The organism is Bacillus sp. BP-3 (assembly GCF_028401955.1).
Classification (GTDB): domain Bacteria; phylum Bacillota; class Bacilli; order Bacillales; family Bacillaceae_G; genus Bacillus_A.
In genome coordinates, this window is the sequence record NZ_JAQOTJ010000012.1 from 70,415 (window position 1) to 90,782 (window position 20,368).

At 34.0% G+C, this 20,368-nt stretch carries 24 protein-coding genes; 2 read left to right on the forward strand and 22 right to left on the reverse strand.

Translation table 11 applies throughout. The features are described 5' to 3' along the window. Positions 1–4 precede the first annotated feature (4 nt). The 16 genes from PLX19_RS18190 to PLX19_RS18265 form a co-directional block, all read right to left on the reverse strand. Positions 5–832: a phage tail domain-containing protein gene (locus PLX19_RS18190; protein ID WP_272190167.1), complete on the reverse strand. Its 828-nt coding sequence runs from the start codon at positions 830–832 to the stop codon at positions 5–7. A 5-nt stretch (positions 833–837) separates the two neighbouring features. After that, entirely contained in the window at positions 838–3,627 is a 2,790-nt protein-coding gene (locus tag PLX19_RS18195; protein ID WP_334313768.1) for a phage tail tape measure protein, read from the reverse strand. Positions 3,628–3,883: 256 nt separating this feature from the next. Beyond that, positions 3,884–4,240 carry a hypothetical protein gene (locus PLX19_RS18200; protein ID WP_272190168.1) on the reverse strand — a complete coding sequence of 119 codons (357 nt, stop codon included), beginning with the start codon at positions 4,238–4,240 and terminating at the stop codon, positions 3,884–3,886. 4 nt (positions 4,241–4,244) lie between these two features. Then, positions 4,245–4,826 (reverse strand): major tail protein, encoded by a 582-nt coding sequence (locus PLX19_RS18205; RefSeq protein ID WP_272190169.1) that lies wholly within the window; start codon positions 4,824–4,826, stop codon positions 4,245–4,247. Next, positions 4,827–5,156: a hypothetical protein gene (locus PLX19_RS18210; RefSeq protein ID WP_272190171.1), complete on the reverse strand. Its 330-nt coding sequence runs from the start codon at positions 5,154–5,156 to the stop codon at positions 4,827–4,829. Continuing rightward, complete coding sequence (locus PLX19_RS18215; protein ID WP_272190172.1) at positions 5,153–5,509, reverse strand: HK97 gp10 family phage protein; 357 nt, start codon at positions 5,507–5,509, stop codon at positions 5,153–5,155. Before PLX19_RS18215 ends, PLX19_RS18210 begins: the two co-directional genes overlap by 4 nt. Continuing rightward, positions 5,502–5,804, reverse strand: a complete 303-nt coding sequence (locus PLX19_RS18220) for a phage head closure protein (protein WP_272190173.1) — start codon at positions 5,802–5,804, stop codon at positions 5,502–5,504. The genes PLX19_RS18215 and PLX19_RS18220 overlap by 8 nt, the downstream gene beginning before the upstream one ends. A 3-nt stretch (positions 5,805–5,807) precedes the next feature. Next, positions 5,808–6,089: a head-tail connector protein gene (locus tag PLX19_RS18225; protein ID WP_272190174.1), complete on the reverse strand. Its 282-nt coding sequence runs from the start codon at positions 6,087–6,089 to the stop codon at positions 5,808–5,810. A 2-nt stretch (positions 6,090–6,091) separates the two neighbouring features. After that, the gene (locus tag PLX19_RS18230; RefSeq protein ID WP_272190175.1) at positions 6,092–6,223 is read right to left on the reverse strand and encodes a hypothetical protein; all 132 of its coding nucleotides are present in this window, start codon (positions 6,221–6,223) and stop codon (positions 6,092–6,094) included. Between the two features lie 13 nt (positions 6,224–6,236). Then, the gene (locus PLX19_RS18235) at positions 6,237–7,490 is read right to left on the reverse strand and encodes a phage major capsid protein (RefSeq protein WP_272190176.1); all 1,254 of its coding nucleotides are present in this window, start codon (positions 7,488–7,490) and stop codon (positions 6,237–6,239) included. Beyond that, positions 7,490–8,191, reverse strand: a complete 702-nt coding sequence (locus PLX19_RS18240; RefSeq protein WP_272190178.1) for a head maturation protease, ClpP-related — start codon at positions 8,189–8,191, stop codon at positions 7,490–7,492. The genes PLX19_RS18235 and PLX19_RS18240 overlap by 1 nt, the downstream gene beginning before the upstream one ends. A gap of 16 nt (positions 8,192–8,207) precedes the next feature. Beyond that, positions 8,208–9,365 (reverse strand): phage portal protein, encoded by a 1,158-nt coding sequence (locus PLX19_RS18245; protein WP_272190179.1) that lies wholly within the window; start codon positions 9,363–9,365, stop codon positions 8,208–8,210. Between the two features lie 15 nt (positions 9,366–9,380). Further along, complete coding sequence (locus PLX19_RS18250; RefSeq protein WP_272190180.1) at positions 9,381–11,048, reverse strand: terminase large subunit; 1,668 nt, start codon at positions 11,046–11,048, stop codon at positions 9,381–9,383. Continuing rightward, positions 11,045–11,401: a hypothetical protein gene (locus tag PLX19_RS18255; RefSeq protein WP_272190181.1), complete on the reverse strand. Its 357-nt coding sequence runs from the start codon at positions 11,399–11,401 to the stop codon at positions 11,045–11,047. The genes PLX19_RS18250 and PLX19_RS18255 overlap by 4 nt, the downstream gene beginning before the upstream one ends. 111 nt (positions 11,402–11,512) lie before the next feature. Beyond that, positions 11,513–11,785 carry a hypothetical protein gene (locus tag PLX19_RS18260; protein ID WP_272190182.1) on the reverse strand — a complete coding sequence of 91 codons (273 nt, stop codon included), beginning with the start codon at positions 11,783–11,785 and terminating at the stop codon, positions 11,513–11,515. After that, a complete protein-coding gene (locus tag PLX19_RS18265; RefSeq protein WP_272190183.1) occupies positions 11,766–12,089 on the reverse strand; it encodes an HNH endonuclease signature motif containing protein in 324 nt (107 codons plus the stop codon). Before PLX19_RS18265 ends, PLX19_RS18260 begins: the two co-directional genes overlap by 20 nt. 125 nt (positions 12,090–12,214) lie before the next feature. On the opposite strand from PLX19_RS18265, the gene PLX19_RS18270 reads away from it, so the two are divergent. Next, positions 12,215–12,856 carry a hypothetical protein gene (locus tag PLX19_RS18270; protein WP_272190184.1) on the forward strand — a complete coding sequence of 214 codons (642 nt, stop codon included), beginning with the start codon at positions 12,215–12,217 and terminating at the stop codon, positions 12,854–12,856. Between the two features lie 49 nt (positions 12,857–12,905). Here the strand turns inward: PLX19_RS18270 and PLX19_RS18275 are convergent, their stop codons facing one another. The 6 genes from PLX19_RS18275 to PLX19_RS18300 all read right to left on the reverse strand — a co-directional run bounded on the left by PLX19_RS18275 (position 12,906) and on the right by PLX19_RS18300 (position 18,806). Next, on the reverse strand, positions 12,906–13,124 hold the full coding sequence (locus PLX19_RS18275) for a hypothetical protein (protein ID WP_272190185.1): 219 nt from the start codon (positions 13,122–13,124) through the stop codon (positions 12,906–12,908). Between the two features lie 170 nt (positions 13,125–13,294). Then, positions 13,295–13,981 carry a Rha family transcriptional regulator gene (locus PLX19_RS18280; RefSeq protein WP_272190186.1) on the reverse strand — a complete coding sequence of 229 codons (687 nt, stop codon included), beginning with the start codon at positions 13,979–13,981 and terminating at the stop codon, positions 13,295–13,297. Between the two features lie 497 nt (positions 13,982–14,478). Further along, positions 14,479–17,265 (reverse strand): hypothetical protein, encoded by a 2,787-nt coding sequence (locus PLX19_RS18285; protein WP_272190187.1) that lies wholly within the window; start codon positions 17,263–17,265, stop codon positions 14,479–14,481. Positions 17,266–17,624: 359 nt separating this feature from the next. Further along, entirely contained in the window at positions 17,625–18,281 is a 657-nt protein-coding gene (locus tag PLX19_RS18290; RefSeq protein ID WP_272190188.1) for a hypothetical protein, read from the reverse strand. 40 nt (positions 18,282–18,321) lie between these two features. Continuing rightward, positions 18,322–18,483: a hypothetical protein gene (locus PLX19_RS18295; RefSeq protein WP_272190189.1), complete on the reverse strand. Its 162-nt coding sequence runs from the start codon at positions 18,481–18,483 to the stop codon at positions 18,322–18,324. A gap of 143 nt (positions 18,484–18,626) precedes the next feature. Beyond that, positions 18,627–18,806, reverse strand: coding sequence for a helix-turn-helix domain-containing protein (locus PLX19_RS18300; protein ID WP_272190190.1), 180 nt, complete (start codon positions 18,804–18,806; stop codon positions 18,627–18,629). Between the two features lie 427 nt (positions 18,807–19,233). On the opposite strand from PLX19_RS18300, the gene PLX19_RS18305 reads away from it, so the two are divergent. Next, positions 19,234–20,364: a site-specific integrase gene (locus tag PLX19_RS18305; protein WP_272190237.1), complete on the forward strand. Its 1,131-nt coding sequence runs from the start codon at positions 19,234–19,236 to the stop codon at positions 20,362–20,364. The last annotated feature ends 4 nt before the right edge of the window (positions 20,365–20,368 follow it).

Below are 20,368 nucleotides of genomic sequence, written 5' to 3' on the forward strand. Positions count from 1 at the left end.
CCCCTTACAGATAGTAAAATTTTGTATCAATCTCACACCAATGGAACGTAGATGACTCGATTTTTATTTGGTTTAATCCTGATACAAGATGTATTTCACCTGCATCAGTATAACGGACAAGGTTACGACCATACTCATCTTCTATGTGAAGACCTTTTATAACAACAACCCCTTGTGATACTGCACCAGGATTATAAATTGTTAATGAATCATTCGTAGTAAAGTTAGTGATTTTTACATAGCGCGGATCACATTTAATACGCCATGTGATATCATGCTGTGACGGATTAATTTCCATCGTTCCAATGTTTTTAAAGTGGAACATTTTCCCTTCAAATGTGTAATCATAGTTATCGTCCCACTCCAAATTCATACCCCAAGCAAATTTATTAGTATCCCATCCTTTAACGTCTAAAGAGGTGAATATACTTTCACCAAAACCATCAGGCATAGAAAACTCAACAATAATTTCAAATAATAAAGAACCAGGTGGACGGTTGATTTTCATGTTTTGATACTCAACACGTCTTCTTATACCTGGTTCTCTCGAATATATGATATAAAAGTCTTCTAACCTTCCAAATACGGCATACAACTCATTTCTTTTTTCGTAAACACCCTCTATGTCCATCGTATCCACAAGCACTCTGAGCTGACATCCTCGTTCTGTATAGCTTTTATTGTAATAACGAACACCGAACTGCCCTTTCATTTTCATCTTGTCTGACTCTATTTGAGGTGGATCAACTGTTAATTCCAATGTTTCAACATTGTGGTCTTTCTTAAGGGAGCAAGTTTGTCCATTTTTAAATAAAAGAATTGTATCTGGCATACTTATCATATCCTCCCTTTCATAAAGTCAATTTTTTCTACTCTTAAATCTTCTTTTCGTACAACTCGTTGCACTGTACGACCATCCACAATAATAGGCTGATCCACAGTCAGTTGTACCACTACATCCTGTGGAGTTGAATTCATACCATACATCCCTGCATCCATAGATACCCTTGCACCTTGTAATTGATGAATTGAATTCGCCATTGTACGACTCATATCATTCATTAATTTTGCCATTGCCCCAGTGATACCGAGTGATTTTTCCCTTGATGATAGCGGTGTTACAGTCACATTATTCCCACGCTTGGTGATTAATTCTGCTCCTGCTTCACCTGCAATGAATTGTCCATCACCATTCACACGACCACCTTTTGCGAGCATCGGAATGTGCGAAATAGTTGGTGCATTTACACCAGGTATAGAGTTTAATGCTTTTGCTGGCATATTAAAACCATCGATAAAATTGTTTATGACGCCAATAATGCCATTTATAACAACCTTTATACCACTTTTAATACCATCCCATACACCAAGAACGGATGATTTCATTCCTTCAAATGCATTACTCACAGCACCCGTAACCCAGCGAACAGGAGTCATAATTGATTCTTTCAGTCCTTCCCAAATGGATGATGCTGTCGACTTAATCCCATTCCAAACACTTGATAGTGCAGAACTAATCCCATTCCAGATACTATTGCTTGTACTACTAATCCAATTCCATACGGATTCAACTGCACCTTTGATTGCATTAAATATGGTTGTTGCACCTGAAACAATCCCATTCCATAATCCAGTTAAGAACCCAACTATTGCATTCCACACTGTGCTTGTTGTTGAACTAATCGCATCCCATACCGATACGATGAAATTTTTTATAGATTCAAAGATTGGGGTAACAAAACTAACAAGTCCATTCCAAACGGATGATAAGAAATCTGTAACGGCTTGCCATACTGCACTTGTTGTTGAACTAATTGTATTCCAAGTATCCACAATAAACTGTTTTACGCTTTCGAAGATTGGAGTAGCAAAATATAAAATCGCTGTCCAAATCGCCTGTAGATACTGTGTGATAAAATTCCAAACCGTTTGTATAACTGTTGAAATTCCATTCCAAATCATTGAAAAGAAATCAGCAATTCCTTGAAGAATTGGTGTTAAAAATGCAACAATCCCATTCCATATGTTCATGAAGAATTCAGAGATGGTTGTCCATGTTTGAACAAGGAAGTCACGAATACCATTCACAGTCGATGTAAACATTTCTACAATACCGTTCCAAAGGTTCGCAAAAAACTCCTTGATTCCATTCCAAACATTCATTGTGACTTCCACAACGCTTCCCCAAATATCTGAGGCTTTACTGACAACACCATTCCACAGGTTTACAAGAAACTGAGAAATTGTATTCCATGTGTTTATGGTGACAGATTTAATCGTATCCCAGTTTTTATATATAATTATGCCCAATCCAACAATTGCAGCTATGAGTAATCCAATGGGACTAAATATGGCTGCAAATGCACCTGTTATAACTGGTGCAATCATCGCAAATCCTGCCACAATTTGTGGGATAAATCCGATCAATAACAGAATTGGCGCAGATATAAGTGCAATCGCTGCCGCAATTGCGCCTGATACAGCTATAAATGTCTTCGCACTTGGAGATAATGAATTGAACTTATCCGCTAACGTTTGAAGAAATTCGGTAAGAGGTTTAATCACTGGCATTAACGCATTCCCTATGGACTGGGCAAATTGTGTCATGGTATCTTTCAACGCTGATACCTGACCTTTTAGCGTTTTACTTTGTCGATCCATACCACCTTTAAATCTTTCATCCATGATTGCAAATAACGCATCATTTAGTGACTTCATGTCTTTGATTTGCCCTTGGGCGTTAACAATTTCACCTTTTCCCATCTGTGTAGCTTTATCTATCAGCATTTGTTTTGTGATTCCGAATTCTTTTAAACGTTCTAACTCCCCTGTTTGAGCATCAGCTACTGCTTCAATCGCTTGATCTAAGCCTTTCCCCATACCTGCTGCCATATTTCCAATTGGAGTTAGTACATTTTTCGCATCAAGACCATACGCCTTTAGTTTAATCGTTGCATCAACTACATCTTTTGCTTCGAATGGGGTTGTTTTTCCGAATTCTTGTGCCCATTTTATATATTCCTGTGCGGCTTTTGTATTCCCTTGAAACGCGGTTTCCATTGCTGCCAATTGTGACTCTTGATCTGCCGCTGCTTTCACACCCATGCCTAAAGCACCCGCTATACCAACTCCAACACCTGCTAAAGCCATGCCAGCTGATTTAAATTTATCAAATTTATTTGCTGTATTTTCAATCTGTCTACCAGCTTCTTGGTAATGGTTTCTTACATTATCAACACTTCTACTATTCTCATTCATTTGTGATGTCGCGCTCTGTAATCTGCCATTTAAACGATTTAAATGACCTTCTGTGTTGACAATCTCTCGATTAAATGCCCGATATTGCTCAGCTGAAATTCTACCACTTGCAAATTGTTGATTGACCTGAGCTTGCGCTTCTTTTAATCTATTTAACTTTTCAGATGTGACTGCCACTTGTTGTGATAGTATCTGTTGTTTTTGTGCTAAAAGTTCTGTATTACCAGGATTAAATTTTAAGCCTTTCTCAACCTGCTTCAATTCTTGCGATAAACTAACAGATTGTCTTGTTACATCCCTCAATGCATTTTGGAGTGAAGTCGTATCAGCACCAAGCTGAATTGTGATTCCTTTGATATTTCCTGCCATACATTCACCACCTTATAAAAAACAAAGTGACTGCCATTATAGGCAGCCACTTCCTAGAAATTATCGTAATCAGATTGACTTGCTTTCTTCACACTCTCTTTATCTTGATTATGCATGTCTGAATATGCACGAATATAATCAATACACATTCCAATGGTCATATTTTCCAAATCAATTCTAGTTAACTTGCAACTATAGCACAGTGCAAGAAAATCATCCGTACCAAACTCCTCGGCATATCCTCCTTCACCATGATCTATAACTTTTTTTTCGTTTGAATATTCGCCACCATCATATCTTCTACTTCTGGAATGACATCAGCAATAGGAAATGAATCAAATGAAGCAAACCATGTCATCATGTCTGGAATTGATTGATCTGTAAGTTTTGCCATACACCAAATTACTTCATAAAAAAACATATAATCAATGCCTAAGTTATGAATATCTACGTTACTCGTATCAGGATTATTAGGGTCAATGCCACTATTTAAACCTAATTTCAAGATTTCTTTCATATAATCTTTTCCAAACTGCATTTGATAAAGAATAGGGAGTGCCCCATTTACACTTAATCGAATATTTTTACCATCTATTACAATTGTTTTTTCCATCTAATTACGCCCCTTTTGGTGTTTCTGTTTTTTCATAAACTTTTGTATACCAAGCATCATAAACATTTGCTGGTGTATCACCTGTTGTTGATTTCTTTACATCACCGGAAATTGGATGTTTTGCTGCAACAAAACTCAACTCCATTGTATTCGGATCAGTTTTATCACTCTTTGTAGATGATGAATGACCTGGACGGGATACAGTTACGTTATACAATACATGTCGTACCGCCTTCACATCTCCGTCAAATTCAAATAATAAAGCAATTTTCTTAATCTTAGCATTTGCATTTTCAGTTAGAATTTTATCAATTTCATCTAAAGTCTCTCCTAGAACATCTATACGGAATGCCTGTGTAATGTTAGCTATAGTAAGGGTTCCATCATACCCAAGGTTCGATGATTCCGTATAATAAACTCCGTTATCAGCATAAAAGTCGTTCGGGTCGCCTTTTTTCTCCAGTTTTAATTCTGTCGCACCTGGTAATCTTGCTGGTGTACCATACGTATAAGCGCCATCTGCGTTTTCAGTAATTACGGCATAGTGTACATTGGTTAAACCAAATACAACTTTATTATTTGCCATTTATATCAACCTCGTTTCGTATATTTTTTGGAATACATTTTCACTTTCTATCCATGTTTCTGTTGACTGCCACGCAATCTCATTAATATCTAAAACAGACTCTAATTTGTCCTCAGCAGTTAAATCTTTCTTACTTGTGTAAAGTTCAATTTGTATATTGTCTATCTTCTTATGAACTTTATTATCAGCTATGAAATTACTAGAATAGCTAACTAAATACGTAATATAAGGCGGTGAAGGTACTAGTTTGCTAGGTGTTGCTGTGAAATGCGAATAAGCCACAGGATAACCTGTAGCATCTAGTATTTTTTTCAATTCAACTAGTGTCATTCTCTTATCGCCTCTTCAACTTTACTAATGAACTCACTTACTACAATTTCTTCTACAGGTCTAATATGTGGTTTAGCTGCAACACGACCCCCACCAGCTTTTACATGACCATGTTCAAGCAAGTGTGTAAGTTGGTAATCAGTTGCATTATGAATGACAACATCTTTGCCGACCTTTTTCACTCGCCAACCTTTTCTATAATCACCCGTTAACTTTGGGCTCTTTTGTTTCAATTCACCAACGCCCTTTTTAGCGACTTCAACCTTTGAAACTTCTACTTTTTCTTCTACTTCTCTTGTATATGTGGCTACTTGTCTAACAATCTCATCTGCTAAATCATTAACACTAGTCACCAGCTTTCACCTCACAATATAGTTCTATACGCTCATCAGAACGTTCATAAGTTCTATAGATATGATATTTAACATCTTTGTATTTAACCTTTTGTTCTTGCTGATAATCTAAGTTGTAAACAATTAGCATACAACTAGCCTTTATATTAATTTGTCCTGCTTGAAAAAATTCAGATTGAGGTATAGATTTTTTAAAACAAAACACTTCTCTATCAAATATTTCAGTAACTTCAATCACTTGCCCTAAATCATCAACAATTGTTTCTGACGTAGGAAAAAATAAGATATCATTCATCAGCTAAACACCTTCTTTGTAGTCACTAGCTAATGCCAAATGAATCTTTAATAGGTTATAAGATGCTTGAAATCGAGCTGCTTCATCTTTATCAGCTAAAAAGTTAGCCTTTGTATATAAAATAATCGCTCTTTTTATTAATACGTCTGTGTCTTCGTACACTTTTATTGTAGAAACACCGGATTGAATCATATCTATACGTGCAGACATGATAAAATCATTGATTTCTGTATCAAGCGAATTATGCGTGATACGTAAAGCTCTTTTTACGTCATCGAACAACATAACTATTCACCTTTTAAAAATCCTAATTTAATTAATTCATTTGCACGTTTCTTATCGAATTCATAAAAAGAACCAGCAAGACGAATCTCACTGGTTTCTTTATCACAAAAGTCTTTTAATACCTCATACTTCATCAATTATCACTCCTTATGCTGTTGGGATATCACGAATCATTGCAAATGCTTTTGTATCAAATACAGCACCGTCAACAATTGTGTATGTAGCATAATCCACAGTACGTGGTTTCACATGCTCCTCTGTAGCAACTGACATTGGCTCATTTGTGTTCATAATATAACCTGCATTTGCATTACCGATAATGATATTACCTTTTGACACACCTGCATCAGGCTTAACAACCATACCAAACATACGACCAACACCACCGCTAGTTACATCTGGAATAAATAGCGGACGTCCAGTTGTATCTAGTAAGTTAGCTAACTGGTTCCAAATTGTTGCGTTATTAGCATAAATAGCACATCCATTTAAGTATGATGAATGAATTTTAGAGATAGCTTGTGTCATTTTTGCGTAAGTAAGTGGTACAGGTGTTGTTGCATGATCTGGATCATATGTTACAATCTGTGGTGTTCCTGCTTCTGCAAGCAATGCAGTTTCAACACCTTGTGGTTCACGTGGGGTAGCTGTTGCACCTTTACCTGTAATTACAGCTTTGCCTAATGCAACACCTACACGATCACCAAGTTCCTTGATGATAAATGGAATGAATTCTTCAGTAGCCATAGAACGTAGTTTCCAAGAAATTGTGATTGCTTTCGCTAATTCACAACCAGAAAGGCTGATTTCACCGAATGTGTTTTGTTCGTCAGCAGTAGCTGTACTTTCAGAATAAAAAGCCGCATCCCCTGCATCAATGCTAACGTGTTTCTTCATTGTTAATGTTCCACGTACACTAAATTTACGAACATCAGCCAAGAACGGGTACATCTCCTCAGCCCTTTTCCAAATCCCTGCAACAACTGTTTCAGGGATTAAAATAGCAGTATTATCTGTACTATGAGTATAAGTATTACTAAATTCAGTATTTACAGTGTTAAAAACTTCTTGCTCACTAGCTTCTAATGTTTTACCTTGCATATGCTTTGCCCATGCGTTTTCATACACTTTTTTATTGTCTACTGTTTGATGTTTCATTGTGTTGTCCAATGTTTTTCCTCCATCGATATGTACAGAATTATTTTCGATATTCGTAATACTTGTATTATCTTTTAAAGCATTCAAATTAGCGTTTGCTAGTTTGATTACCTCCCATTTGCTATCTAAATCAGTCATTTCCTGCATTTTTGCATTTGAATCTTCAATTTTACCTTCAGAAATTAGTGTTTCAGCTTCATTAAATAATTGATTACGTAATTCGTTATATTGTTCAAAATTCATTATTCAGTTCCTCCTAATTTTAATTTTAAAAGATTTAATTTTGCTTTTTGTTGCATTAAAATAACCGACTTATCTTCTTGATTAGTCGGCTTGTTTAACATTTCATTTCTAATTTTATCAATTACATTTTGTGGTAACATACCACTGTTATAGCTAGCAACAAATTGAGCATTGTTTTCAGTAAACATAATTTCATCAATGAATCCTTTTTCTAATGCTTGCTGAGGTGTTAACCATGTTTCAGTATCCATCATACTTAATAATTCTTGTTCAGCAAGACCCGTTTTCATTTGATATGTAGTTGCAATTGTTTCATTAATATTCCTTAAAATTCCAGACATGTGATCCATATCTCGATAATCTCCTGAAGTTCCACCAGAAGCGTTATGTATCATCATTTGAGCAGTTGGCGACATTAGGACTTTATCACCTGCCATCGCTACTACTGATGCTGCACTTGCTGCTAAACCTACAACCTTTGTAGTAACATTACCATTATGTTCTTTTAAACTTGTATAAATTTCTGATCCAGCAAATACTGAACCTCCGCCACTATTAATTTCTACTTCTAAATCTCGTCCATTTAGATTAGATAGCTGTTCTTGTACTTTCTTAGGACTCGTTGCGTCCATATCGAGCCAGTCATAAATCCATTGGTCATTATTTGAAATAATAGCTCCCTTAATACTAATCTTAGCCAATTCTTATCACCTCCTTTTACTTTGCCGTTTGTGTTGTTGGTGCAGTGTCAAGTCGTCTAATTGGAACGTCTCCACCTTCAATTGGTGCCATATTTAGAACCTCACGAACTTCGTTAGGTACCATTATTCCTCTATCCACAAACTGAACTAAATTTAACTTAGTTTGCATAGAAGCAAACGATAAATTTGAAGATTCAAAGAGAATCTTATTTCCAAATCCTCTTTCTCTACGTGAAAATAGTTTTCTTGTGTACTCTCCGCTCATTTGAACAATATCCGGCTCGATTGCTGATTCGTAATAACTAATCCATTCATCCTCATTGTAACTACCTTGTACAATTTTGTTGTTTGTATTAAAAAATGAATAGATACGCTGAACTGTCTTGTCCATTTGATTTTCATTTGGAACGTAATCTTTTGGCTCAACCTGTTTTGCATCCATTTTCGCATCGGTAGCAGCCGCACCACTCGTTTCTGTTGTCTCGATATTTAAAAAACTATCAACAAACTCTTTTGTGTTCTTTTTAATATCTTCTGGTCTTAAAGTTTGATTGAATTTTAATAACCATTTGATAACATTAGAATTCTTAATCGCTTTTACAATACCTTGATCAGTTGTATTCGCAATTTCCATCAGTGATGTTAATGCTTGAGCTGGAGAATCTCCAAAAATCTCATTATCATTGAAATCCTTACGTAAATGAATAATATCTGTGTATCTAAAAGTTACAGTTTTTCCATTTCGTAAGTTAAATCGTAGATAAAGTGTTCCTGCATCATCCTGTATGGCTTCACTTGTCAGTGCTGTAATAGGATAAATTTCAGTAGGATATCCATTTTCATCCCTATTTATATAAGCAAAAGCGTTATTATTCAACTCCAATTGAGTAATCAACTTTTCCTGTAGTTGTTGACCCGTCATATAAGGATTAGGTTCTTCAAGTAGGAATCTCATATACACGTCTGGATTGATCTTTGTGCCGTCTAAACCTTGTCGAATATGTTTTCCTATTGCCTTACCAATTGCTTTTGCCTTAGGTCTGATAGCTGAACGAACAATATCAGATTGATATAAGTTGCCATTCCACGAATAAAAACCGCCACCATTGTCAGTAATCATTTGATACCTTGATACGGTAACAGCTTTGTTTTTAAATCTATCGAATAATCCCAAACTCTCACCGCCTTCCTAAATTAGATTTGCATAATCATCCCATTTATCTTTTAAAACAATATATCCACATGCTAAAGAAACAACACCGTCGATTCGTTTTCGATTGTCCATACCTTTGACGAGTTGAATATTACCGTTAATATCTGCTTTTATTTCTGCGTTACTCAAATTCCACATATCAATTGGATTACTATTATGTACAATTCGTTTAGCTGCTAAATCTGCCTTCATTTCCTTCAGAGGTTGTGACATTGTTGCTGCACCTTGTCGAATAGGAATCATACTGTCTTTACCAAATTCACTCTTAAATTCTCTTAATAAACTATCATCAATATGCCATGGATCATAACCAATATAGATGACGTATAAATCTTCTTCATCCCGTAATTCTTTAAACCAGTCAAGAAATACACGTTTGTCTACCTTGTTACCGGGATATGTCCGCAAAAGCCCCTGTCTTTCCCACAACAAATAGGGCACGTTATCACGTTCCCTCCTGTTACCAGCTTGAGTCATTTGATTTAATACATCTTCAGGCATCCAATACATTGACTTTAAATAGATATTTGGATCATTTGGTCTCATACACAAAGCTTTAGCTGAGTTTAAGTCAACAGAGTCAGCTGCATCAAAACCACCAATGGCATATTTGAATCCCATTTTTGCAAAATCAAACTGATTTTTATTTTCGATTTCATTCCATGTAAGCCAAGCAGAAGATGAGTTTTCTTTCATGTTAAAATCCTTTACCATAACAGTAGGTTTAAAAGCTGGATCATCTTTTGCCTTTTGAACATTCTCGCGCAATGTATCAATTGATTTAATCACACCAAGACCAGGATTCGCTTTAATCCAGCATTCCTCTTTATCCCATTCATCTCTATCATCTAATTCGTAAATGAATGGAAGGAATCGATTATTCTTAACTTTTCCATCTAATAGATTACAAGCGTATTCGTATTGGGCATCAAAAATCCCCTCACGTACAAAGCCATTTGTACTAATCGTTGTTAACAATGGTTGCTTTCGGGATGACATTGATTGCTTCATAAGATCATAGATGTCACGATTTTTAATCGCTGCAAGCTCATCAATGATAATTAGATGACCGTTTAAGCCGTCTAAAGAATTGGAGTTACTTGCCAATGCCTTGATAAAACCCATGTTATATGGAAAATATAAATCTGATTGTCTTTTGCGTATATGTGTTCTTAAATCTGGACTTTGCCGTATCATATTCCATGCCTCGTTGAATCCTTTTTTTGCTTGGTCGAGTGCGGTAGCAATAAAATATATTTCTGGTGAACCTTCATCATCAGCAACAAGTCCATAATTGGCAGTTGCTGAAAGTTCGGTTGTCTTCCCATTTTTACGTCCACGAACATCTAGTATTTCTGTATATTGTCGATTACCACTTTGCTTATCAACAAAACCAAACACAGCTTGAAGTTTAGCTTTTTGGAACAGCATTAATTTAATGGGTGTTCCCATTTTCCCTTGTGATTGTTTACAAAATTTTTCTATAAACTCAATTGGTTTATTCGCTTTTTCTTCGTCAAATATCCAATCGTCTTGAGAATTATGTAATTTATCTAATAACATTTTGTATACTTGTTTAATACGATGGCAAGCGACTATGTCTCCATTTAAAACAGCATGAGCATATTCTTCTAAATACGTCATCTCTTGATAAACTCCATTAATGGGTCATTTGTTTTATTTATTGCACCCTTAGGTAACAAGTCGCTTAGTTGTTTCATTACAGTTGTGTATTGTTTCGACCAACTTGTATAAAGTTCTGCTTCAGGAGATTTCTTAGTGCCATATTGATTCTCACCATTTTTGTATTCAATCACAACACCATCTTTATCCATTGTTTCAGTTAAATTATCAAGAGAGACGGCTAACCAAGCAGCATGGTACATTAATTTTAAATTAAGTTTCTTTTTATCTTCGGGCATGTCTTTGAAAATCTTTTTAATTTTATTAAACTCTTTTTTAACTTCTTTATCTTTTTCTAAATCGGATTTAATCATCGTAAATCACCCCATTTTTATACCACACCCCTTATATAAACTCTCACGCAGTAAAATTGTTGCCCGTCATCGGTACCCATATGGGTATTTAAGAATATAAATAAGGGGGGACTATTCTTTCTTATTTTCTTGGATGGTAATACATTTACCATATTTACAATTCTTGTATACTTCTTTGTTGTCAGCATAAACCGTTTCAACTTGTTCACATTCTTTTGTTTCTTCAATTTCTTTAACCGACAATATACAACTCGCATTATACAAATTCAAACCATTTAGCAATTGGTGTCTGTCTAGTTTATTCTCATCAAACAAGAATACCCTGCCTGTCACTACCTCAGACTTACCGTCCTTAAATGTAACCTTATACTTCTTTTGTTCCATCTCTATCCCTCCTTATTAATTGTCCATTCTCATCAAACATAACATCTTCTCTTAACGGTTTATATTTCCTAAACGTTTTAATGTTATGGCATTGCAAACAGAGGAATTGCAAGTTCGAATGATTAAGAGTAATATCAGGGTCATTTATATTATCTGGTGTTATCTCTACAATGTGGTCAACTATATATCCCGGCTGTTCCTTACAATGCTCACACATTCCATCTAATGTACTGGATATGTAAGAAGCTCTACACTTCCTCCATTCCTTTGAGTTGTAGAATGATTTAGCATATTCTTTTGCCATTCAACCACCTCATGTTAAATTAGTCTATTAAAATATATTTTGTTGAATCAGCAGGAAACATGTTCCATTTTGACGAATAAAAGCACTGAAGAGAAGTAGTAAATAAACAACAAAGGTGGTAAAACATGTACAATTGTATCAATCAAGAAACCATAATCACTGTCATTCCAACTTCTAGACACGGTCAGACTTATGACAAAGCAAGAGTAGAAGCAATTTTTCAATTAAGTGAGCCAATCAATGATGCTGATTCATTGTTAGTTCCACCAGAAATGGAACTAATTCCAAAAGATATATTTGAAATGCTGAAGCTAAGCCATGTAAATTTAGCACCAATGACAGAATCATATATCACGCAAGCTTTAAGTGACTTTGCAAATGAATCTAGCGATCCAAATAGAGAGCAAGAAACTAAAGAGGATGCAATGCTAGGTCTAGTAAGAAAATATCTTACTAAAGTAACACCTCAACAAATTGGTTCAGATTATTTTTACAGAGTAAGTTATGAATACTCTGTTTATCCTAATGAAAATGGTTCTTACTTCTTATATGCTACAGTTCCATTTAAAGGATTTAATATGCCTGCAACAAGTCAAGTTCGTTTTATTAGTATTCTTCCTACAGGTTCAACAGTAATCAATACTACTGGTAAAGACCTTAATCAACAAATTCTTACAGCTGATCAAGATGATGTTGCGAATGGTAAACCAGTTGTAAGTTACTTCTGGCAAAATGACCCTGACTTTATTGTAGAATATAAATACTAATTCACTACAATACTACTTCTCTATCAGCTAGGACATCTAGTCCTAGCTTTTACCTTACAACTTCATAATCTTCTTTCAGCAAATCTTCAGCTTCCAATCCAGAATAGCAAATGATTTTCTTTTCATCGTTTACATGAGCAATCATCATGCGATCATTGCCATCTACACAGCCAAACGTTTCATAGTGGAACTTCAATCCATATCTAGATGTTTTACTTTTTATAGTTTTACCTTCACGCATGTGTGGAAATGCTTCTTCGAATTTCATAGTTATTTCCTCCTTCCAAAATAAAAAGCAACCGTATTGGATGCTTTAATTCTGAATAATAACAATTATCTTCATAATTTAGTAATTGTTTACTCATTCACATTTACTTCTTGACTCCTTATATGTATAATACAAAATGTGGAACTATACTTTTATTTCGTTTCTGAAAATTAGCTAACATTCTTATTAGCATGTCTTAATTTTTGTCCATATGATCTCTTATTTAACTCAGTAATATCGCGAAGAATTTCTTCTGTTAATTCAATAATGTTTTCTCGTTCCGTACGATAACCTTTTTGTTTATATCTATACAAATTATCTTCTCTAGTTTTTAAAGCTTCGATAATTTGATTCAATCTTTTTTCACGTTTTTTCTTCGTTAATGCTTTTTGGCTATATGATACAAATCTATCGTAGTCTTTAAAAATATCAACACTTTCAATGAATGCTTTTCGTACTCTCTGCGCCGTTGAAAACTTAATCTTCGAATACTCTTCTTCACTGAATTCACCTTTAGTATTCATCACTTCATCAATTTCTTTTAATTGGGCTTCCATGCTATTAAATTCATTAATATAATCAATTTTGAATTGGAGTGCTTTCGCTCCAGTAAAGCCCATCGCTAGCAAAGTGAATCCGTCTTTGGTAAGCTTGTATTCCTTGTACTCGTTTCCTCTATGAACAAAAGAGCTCGGAATGAAATATTTTAACCCTTCATTTTTGAGGGGTTCATTTTTTAACAAGTTTTCAATATCCCTTGTTACATTAAAATGTTCTTTACCAAAATCCTTTGCAATTTGTCTACTCGTTGCAAGTACTACTCCGTTTTCACAAAATAAATTAACTACATTTGCCATACTGCAATCCCATCCTATCCTTTTATATTTTGTACTTGTTTCTTTTTTATAAAGATGAGCGACAAGTAAACAACACCTCATGCCAATAAGTTGACACGTTTCAATATTCAATTTTGGATAGGTGGTATATCTCACGACATTCCAAATTTTTAGTCAGACATTGCAGACTGGTGGATGATATAGCTGTCCCTGCAAATTATTAAGTTGTCACAGAGAGTTTAAATCTCCATTTACTAACCAATGCAAACTCAAACTTTTTTAAAATAAAAATTGCAATCAAGTAAGAAAACATGTATAATACAAATTAAGTTAAATAGAATTATAATAATTCTATTTATGGACATTTAAAAATAGAGGAAAGAGAATACTGCCGATTGTTGCGTATGTTGACTTTGTATCTCTTCCCCTAAAAGACCCTTAACTCAAAATAAAACAACCGTCTACGAACCTAGTAATATCAAGTTATGTAGGCTTTTTGGCGTTTACTAATTAAAAACTCATGCGGACATTCTTTTCAATACTTCTCTCTCCTTACGTTTACGATATGCATCTCGTTGTTTGTGATATTTATCTTGGCATTCATCACATCTCACCTGTCGCTGTCTAGGTTCACATACTGTGATGCCACATCCAGCACAATCAATTTCTTTATGTACATTCTTTCGAATACTGTTTACCACTTCAACTCCAAACGACTCCCATAATGTCTTCTTGTACTCACTATCTTTTTCTTTAAATAGGTATCTAACTAATACATCAGCTACTTTATGAGCATCTGGATAAATATCTAATAATTTCTCGCGAATAACAATGTAGATGTATGGTTTTTTACCATCGTAATCTTCTGCATCTGACGGCATGTAGTCTCTTTTATTTTGATCCAAGTATGTATAAGTATTTATAATCTCATTATCAGTTTCTTTATCAATTATGTAAGCATCATCTTTAATGCTTGGTGTCCACATTAACTTTTTATAATCAAATTTTCCAACCACACTCTTAAAATGAATTCTCTTATCGATAATCACATCTTCAAGTCGATTGACTGTACTATTGTTTTTATCCATAACCACTTCTTTACTTTTAGCAAAAGTGAAGAAGTAAGGTAACTTCTGCTGATTATATTCATTCCATACTTTCTTAATTTCTGGTGGAACTTTCACTACATCCAAAGTTTTTGCCATATCAATCACATGGTTATTGTATGAACATAATTGTTTGATTAACCTATAATCGGCATCAACATCAAAATTGTCTTTGTTATAGAGCTTTGAGATTGTGTTGCTTATAATTCCAATGTTAGCCTTAAATGCTATTGTCAGACTCTCAAATATGTTCTCGGGATTAATAAATTTCGGCTCAGACACACCCATTTCATACTCCAATGGTACAACATCCAATCTTTTAGCATTGCCCTTAGAGACTCTGATTAGACTTTCTAAAGGTGTTACCAAAATTTTATCACCATCGAAGTCCGCTTGAAGAATCTTCGGCAATAAATCATCAGCACTAATATGTACAGCTTTAGTGATATACCATTCCTTCATTTTATCTGATCTGACATTTTCTCGGATAACATGTTCGAATGATAGTGCCGGACTTCTCATTAAGTCAACCTTACCTTGTTCATACAGGGTACTGGATACTTGACCGTCTAATAATAACCCTTTCGGATTTTCAATTCCTTGGAATATATTCTCCATTACAGCATACCAATCCGGTAAAATGTATGTGTATTTACCTTCAACACTTAGTTTTCCAGCCTTTGCTTCCTTCAGCATCTTCTTCTTTCTACTCTTGATGGCTTCCTTGGTATTCTTATCATTTAATAAAGCTGGATATAGATTGATTGCTTGCTGAAACTCATTTTTATCATCATTTTCATCGTCTGCGCCAATAACACGAATCATTGTGTCTGCATCAGACCCCATATTGCTTAGATCATCATTGGTCATTCGAGCCAATTCTATCAAATCTTCATCACTTACATGTACTAATGACTGAAGGTACTGATAATTAAGTTTAGCATTTGGAATTGAATCATCTTCAACATTCATAAAGGCAGCTTCACATTTGTATTTTTTAAAGTTTTCTTTGTATTTCTTCCAGCTTTCCTTCACATTATCCTTATTAATGAAGTGTTTCCACATCTTAAACTGGGATTTGAAAAATATAATTGAAATTCCATCCTTAACAATATCCCATTCCTTACCATAGATGTCTGTGACTTTAGGATTATTAGTAAACTTATCAAATGACACAGATGATAAGCAGCCTTTCATCCACGGAAGTCTAAACTGCATATTCTTATAGACACCTTCACCAAACAATTCTTCACTTACACTAGGCAGCATCATACCAGCACCGTCTGTAATTTCTAGATTGACAGTTCTATCTGTTTGACGATCTACTTCAAATGTATCTCTAGGAATATAGTCCACTGTTCTATTTTCTAATTTAACCTTCACATCATCTACAACAATACATCTGTCAATATTGAATCCTTTCCATTTCTCACTTGCACTTGAAGCTAATGCCTTGTACGCTAGGAATTTATTGACACTCATCCCACCGTTGTTATTGATATCATCAATGCTCAACCCGGCGGTGATTGAATTTTCAATACCACCTTGTTTTGCATCCCAGGCATCTTCTTTAATAAAAACAGCCTTTTTGTCTCGTATTTGACCACTCGATGATGAGAAGTAGACGTATTTACTATCCCTATGATAGAATCCATTACTCAAAAGACTCTTGAATACTTCATAGTTATAAATCTCTACGACTATCAACTTTTCAGATAACTTATTAGTTTTCATTTTTAATTTACGAGTTAATGTGCTTTCAAATAACGCAATCGTCTGACTAGGATTTAAACGTAGTGGATTTAATCTCCGTGTCTCTTTATACTTAACAATCTTATCATTTAATTCACGCTTGAGACTTGCATTTGATACCTTTTTGTCCTTAAACACTTCCTCAGACAGCCATTTAAGATAATCTAATTGGCGTTGTGTAGAAGTAATTTTAGATTCAATAAACTCTATTTGTTTTTTCTTCTTTGCTTTTGACTCTTCATCCCGCAAAGCATTATCTTCTTTCTTTGCATCGGATAATTCACGTGTTAACTTACTCAATTCAGCCTTAATATTATCTTCTTGAGAAGATAATCGTTTCTTGTCATGGTATCTGTCTTTTAATGTCTTTATTTTTCTTTCTTCATCAGTGAAAAATACATCAGTTGATAGTGAATAGATATATACTTGCTTTGATAAATTTGTCATAAAATTATCATTCTCCTTTTACATAAGTAATTGTTTAATTTTCAATTCGATATGATATGTAAATATATAATTTATTTATGTAAGCAAAATGTAAAAACAAGAAAGTTTGACCAGCATGCCGAGACGATTTTTCGCGGCGTGTAAATACTGTATCTTAACTATGTATCTTAACTATGTATCTTATATGTATATTATATTTTATATTGCTTTATATATACTGTACCGCTAGTGCAGCACTAGGAGTACTTTGCCTCTGCATTTCTAACTCTTAACTCTGCATTTTCATTTTTACCTCTGCATTTATAGTACTTACCTCTGCATAAAGAGTACTTAGATAAAAATGGCTTAAAATCAACATTTTAATGCAATGAATTTGCGACATAATAATGATTGTTCCATCGATCAAAAACTAACTCATCATTTACGTCATACTCGTACGTAGTTTCCAATACATGTTGCTTAATTTTAACAAGTTTAGCCTTCACCAACTGGGTATTAGCTTCGTGAACCTTAGTTTTCGATACTTTTAATCTACTAATTAACATGTCGTACCCAACAAAACAGAAACTTCTGTCGTGTTCCTTATCGTCCATGTTGATATGGCTCTTGTAATAGAACACTTGCCTGAAAGCATATTCATCTATTTGGTCATTATTGAAATAAGAAAACAACTCAGCAGACATCCATGTGAAGTGTTTATCTTCACCATATAAAGCTTCATTAAAAACAATTGTTAAGTTCCCTTTTGTCGGCAGTTTCTCAATTTTATTTTCGATAAGTCTTTCATTATATAATTTATTTAATTGCTTTTTTAATGTCCTTGTATCTGATATACCTAAGAAACTCATTAGCTTTTTGTGATCTATACTTATTTCCTTGTTCCTAAAGTTTTTAAAATATAAAAAGCAAATCCGAGCATATAGAAGGAATTCACTATTTGATAGATAAAACTTTTCGTTTCTCACAATACCTGATGGAACTTTTATGTATAGCTTTTTTTCTTTTCTGGTACTCATCCATTCACGCTCCTGTGTATAATTGTTTAATTTATTTATATCACTGGTTAATATATTGCTTAATAATAAGGTTCACTTCATCCGTTCGCCAGAATAACCAGAACCTCTTCTGGTCGTTAGAAACAGCTGTTGTAATGAAAGGTATACCATTGTTCTTTAGTTTGTTGTTTAATGCGAAATCATAACAAAAATTAAATTGCATTACTCTTAACCCTCTCCCAATCTTCACACTTTATTGGCACCTTATTATTTCTTCCTCAAGTTTTAAAATTAGTATCTACTCGTTTTTTATATACCCAACACCTTAAAATAATCCCACTTTATCAACTTTTTTTGACATTTACGTTAAAACAAAGAATTCATTTTTAACAAACTAGATAATCTTTTGATCTTTCCCGTATTCAATTCCTCTTTCTCATTTAAAAATCTACTTAATGTAGATTGATTAATCCCAATTTCATTTGCAATATGATTTTGTTTTAGACCACTCTTACGGATTGCTTCCTTAAATTGTTTACCTGTCATCTCTCTCACCTCCTCTCTCTACGTTACTATTTCAATTTTTTGTACAATGGTCAACGAAGCTTAAAATCTTTTTATATCAAATTCTATTTATGTATTTAATATACAACAATTAAAAATCAGATGAAGTTAAAGCAGTTTGATTATAAATTCAAAAAGAACCTAAAAACACTGTTATTTAGACATTTAATTCCACTGATAATTTCGTTATCGGTGGAATTTATAAAAATAAAATTTATATTCATTCAAAAATATCGAATTAATATAACAAAACAAAAACATTTCGACAAATAATTACAATTTGGTATTTATCATTAAAATTTATATTTTTCTCCTTTTTATATCCATATACAATTTGTGTCCAATGATATAAAATACGATTAATGGAAGCTACTATTTCAATGATTAAAACCCGATGGAGGTTTTAATTGTGAAAGGTAGCGTATTAGAAGATAAAAAAAGAGGAACTTGGTACTTTTCCTTCGATTTAGGAAATGACCCATTCACAGGAAAAAGACGCCAGACAAAAAGACGCGGATTTAAAACTGAAAAAGATGCTGAAGAAGCGCTTATTAAACTACAAGCTGAGATGTTGAACAATGAATTCGTTGATTTGTCACAGATGACATATTCAAAATACCTTGATGAATGGTTTGAAGAAAGACGTATCTACCTACAAAAGTCTACGTATGAGATACATTCAATCTTTTGTGAGAATGTAATAAAACCAAAACTAGGTCAATTCAAATTACAAAAGATCGAGCCTATTCACATTCAAAAGTTTGTAAATAATTTAGTAAATGAGACAGATTACTCATCACATACTATTCATTTAGTCTTTCGAATTGTTAGTGCATCTCTAAAAAAAGCTAAAACAATGAAGCTAATTAAAGATAATCCAACGACTGGTACTACCCTACCGAAAAAGCAACGTAAAGAGTTGAATGTTTGGTCATTAGACGATGTAAACTACTTCCTCAGAGAGGCTAAAAACGTCAAACGACTTACACGTTGTTATATAGCGATTGTGATTTCATTGCTAGCTGGAACACGTCAAGGAGAAACAATGGCGCTAAGATGGAGCGATATTGACTTTAATAAGCACCTAATCTACATCAAACAGACATTAACACAAGCTGGCGAAATTAAAATCGGGGCAAAAAATACATCCAGTGTACGTTCAATCCATATTCCTGAGAAACTTGTCAGCGAGTTAAAATTACATCGTAAAATGATTTTAGAAGAGAGATTATACAATGGTAGAGAATATGAGGATAATGACCTAGTAATTTGTACACGAACAGGTAAACCAATGATTCCACGCAATTTACGCAAGGAATTTTACAACTTAACTGAAAAACTCGGATTACCTAAGATTAGATTTCATGATTTAAGACATACTCATTGTACGATGTTGATATCTCAGAATGTGAGTGTAAAATTAATTGCAGATCGATTAGGACATGCAGACATCGAAACTACACTCAACATATATTCTCATATTTTACCAAACATGCAGAAGTCTGTATCAGATGAATTAGATAAAATCATTAATATATAAGCAA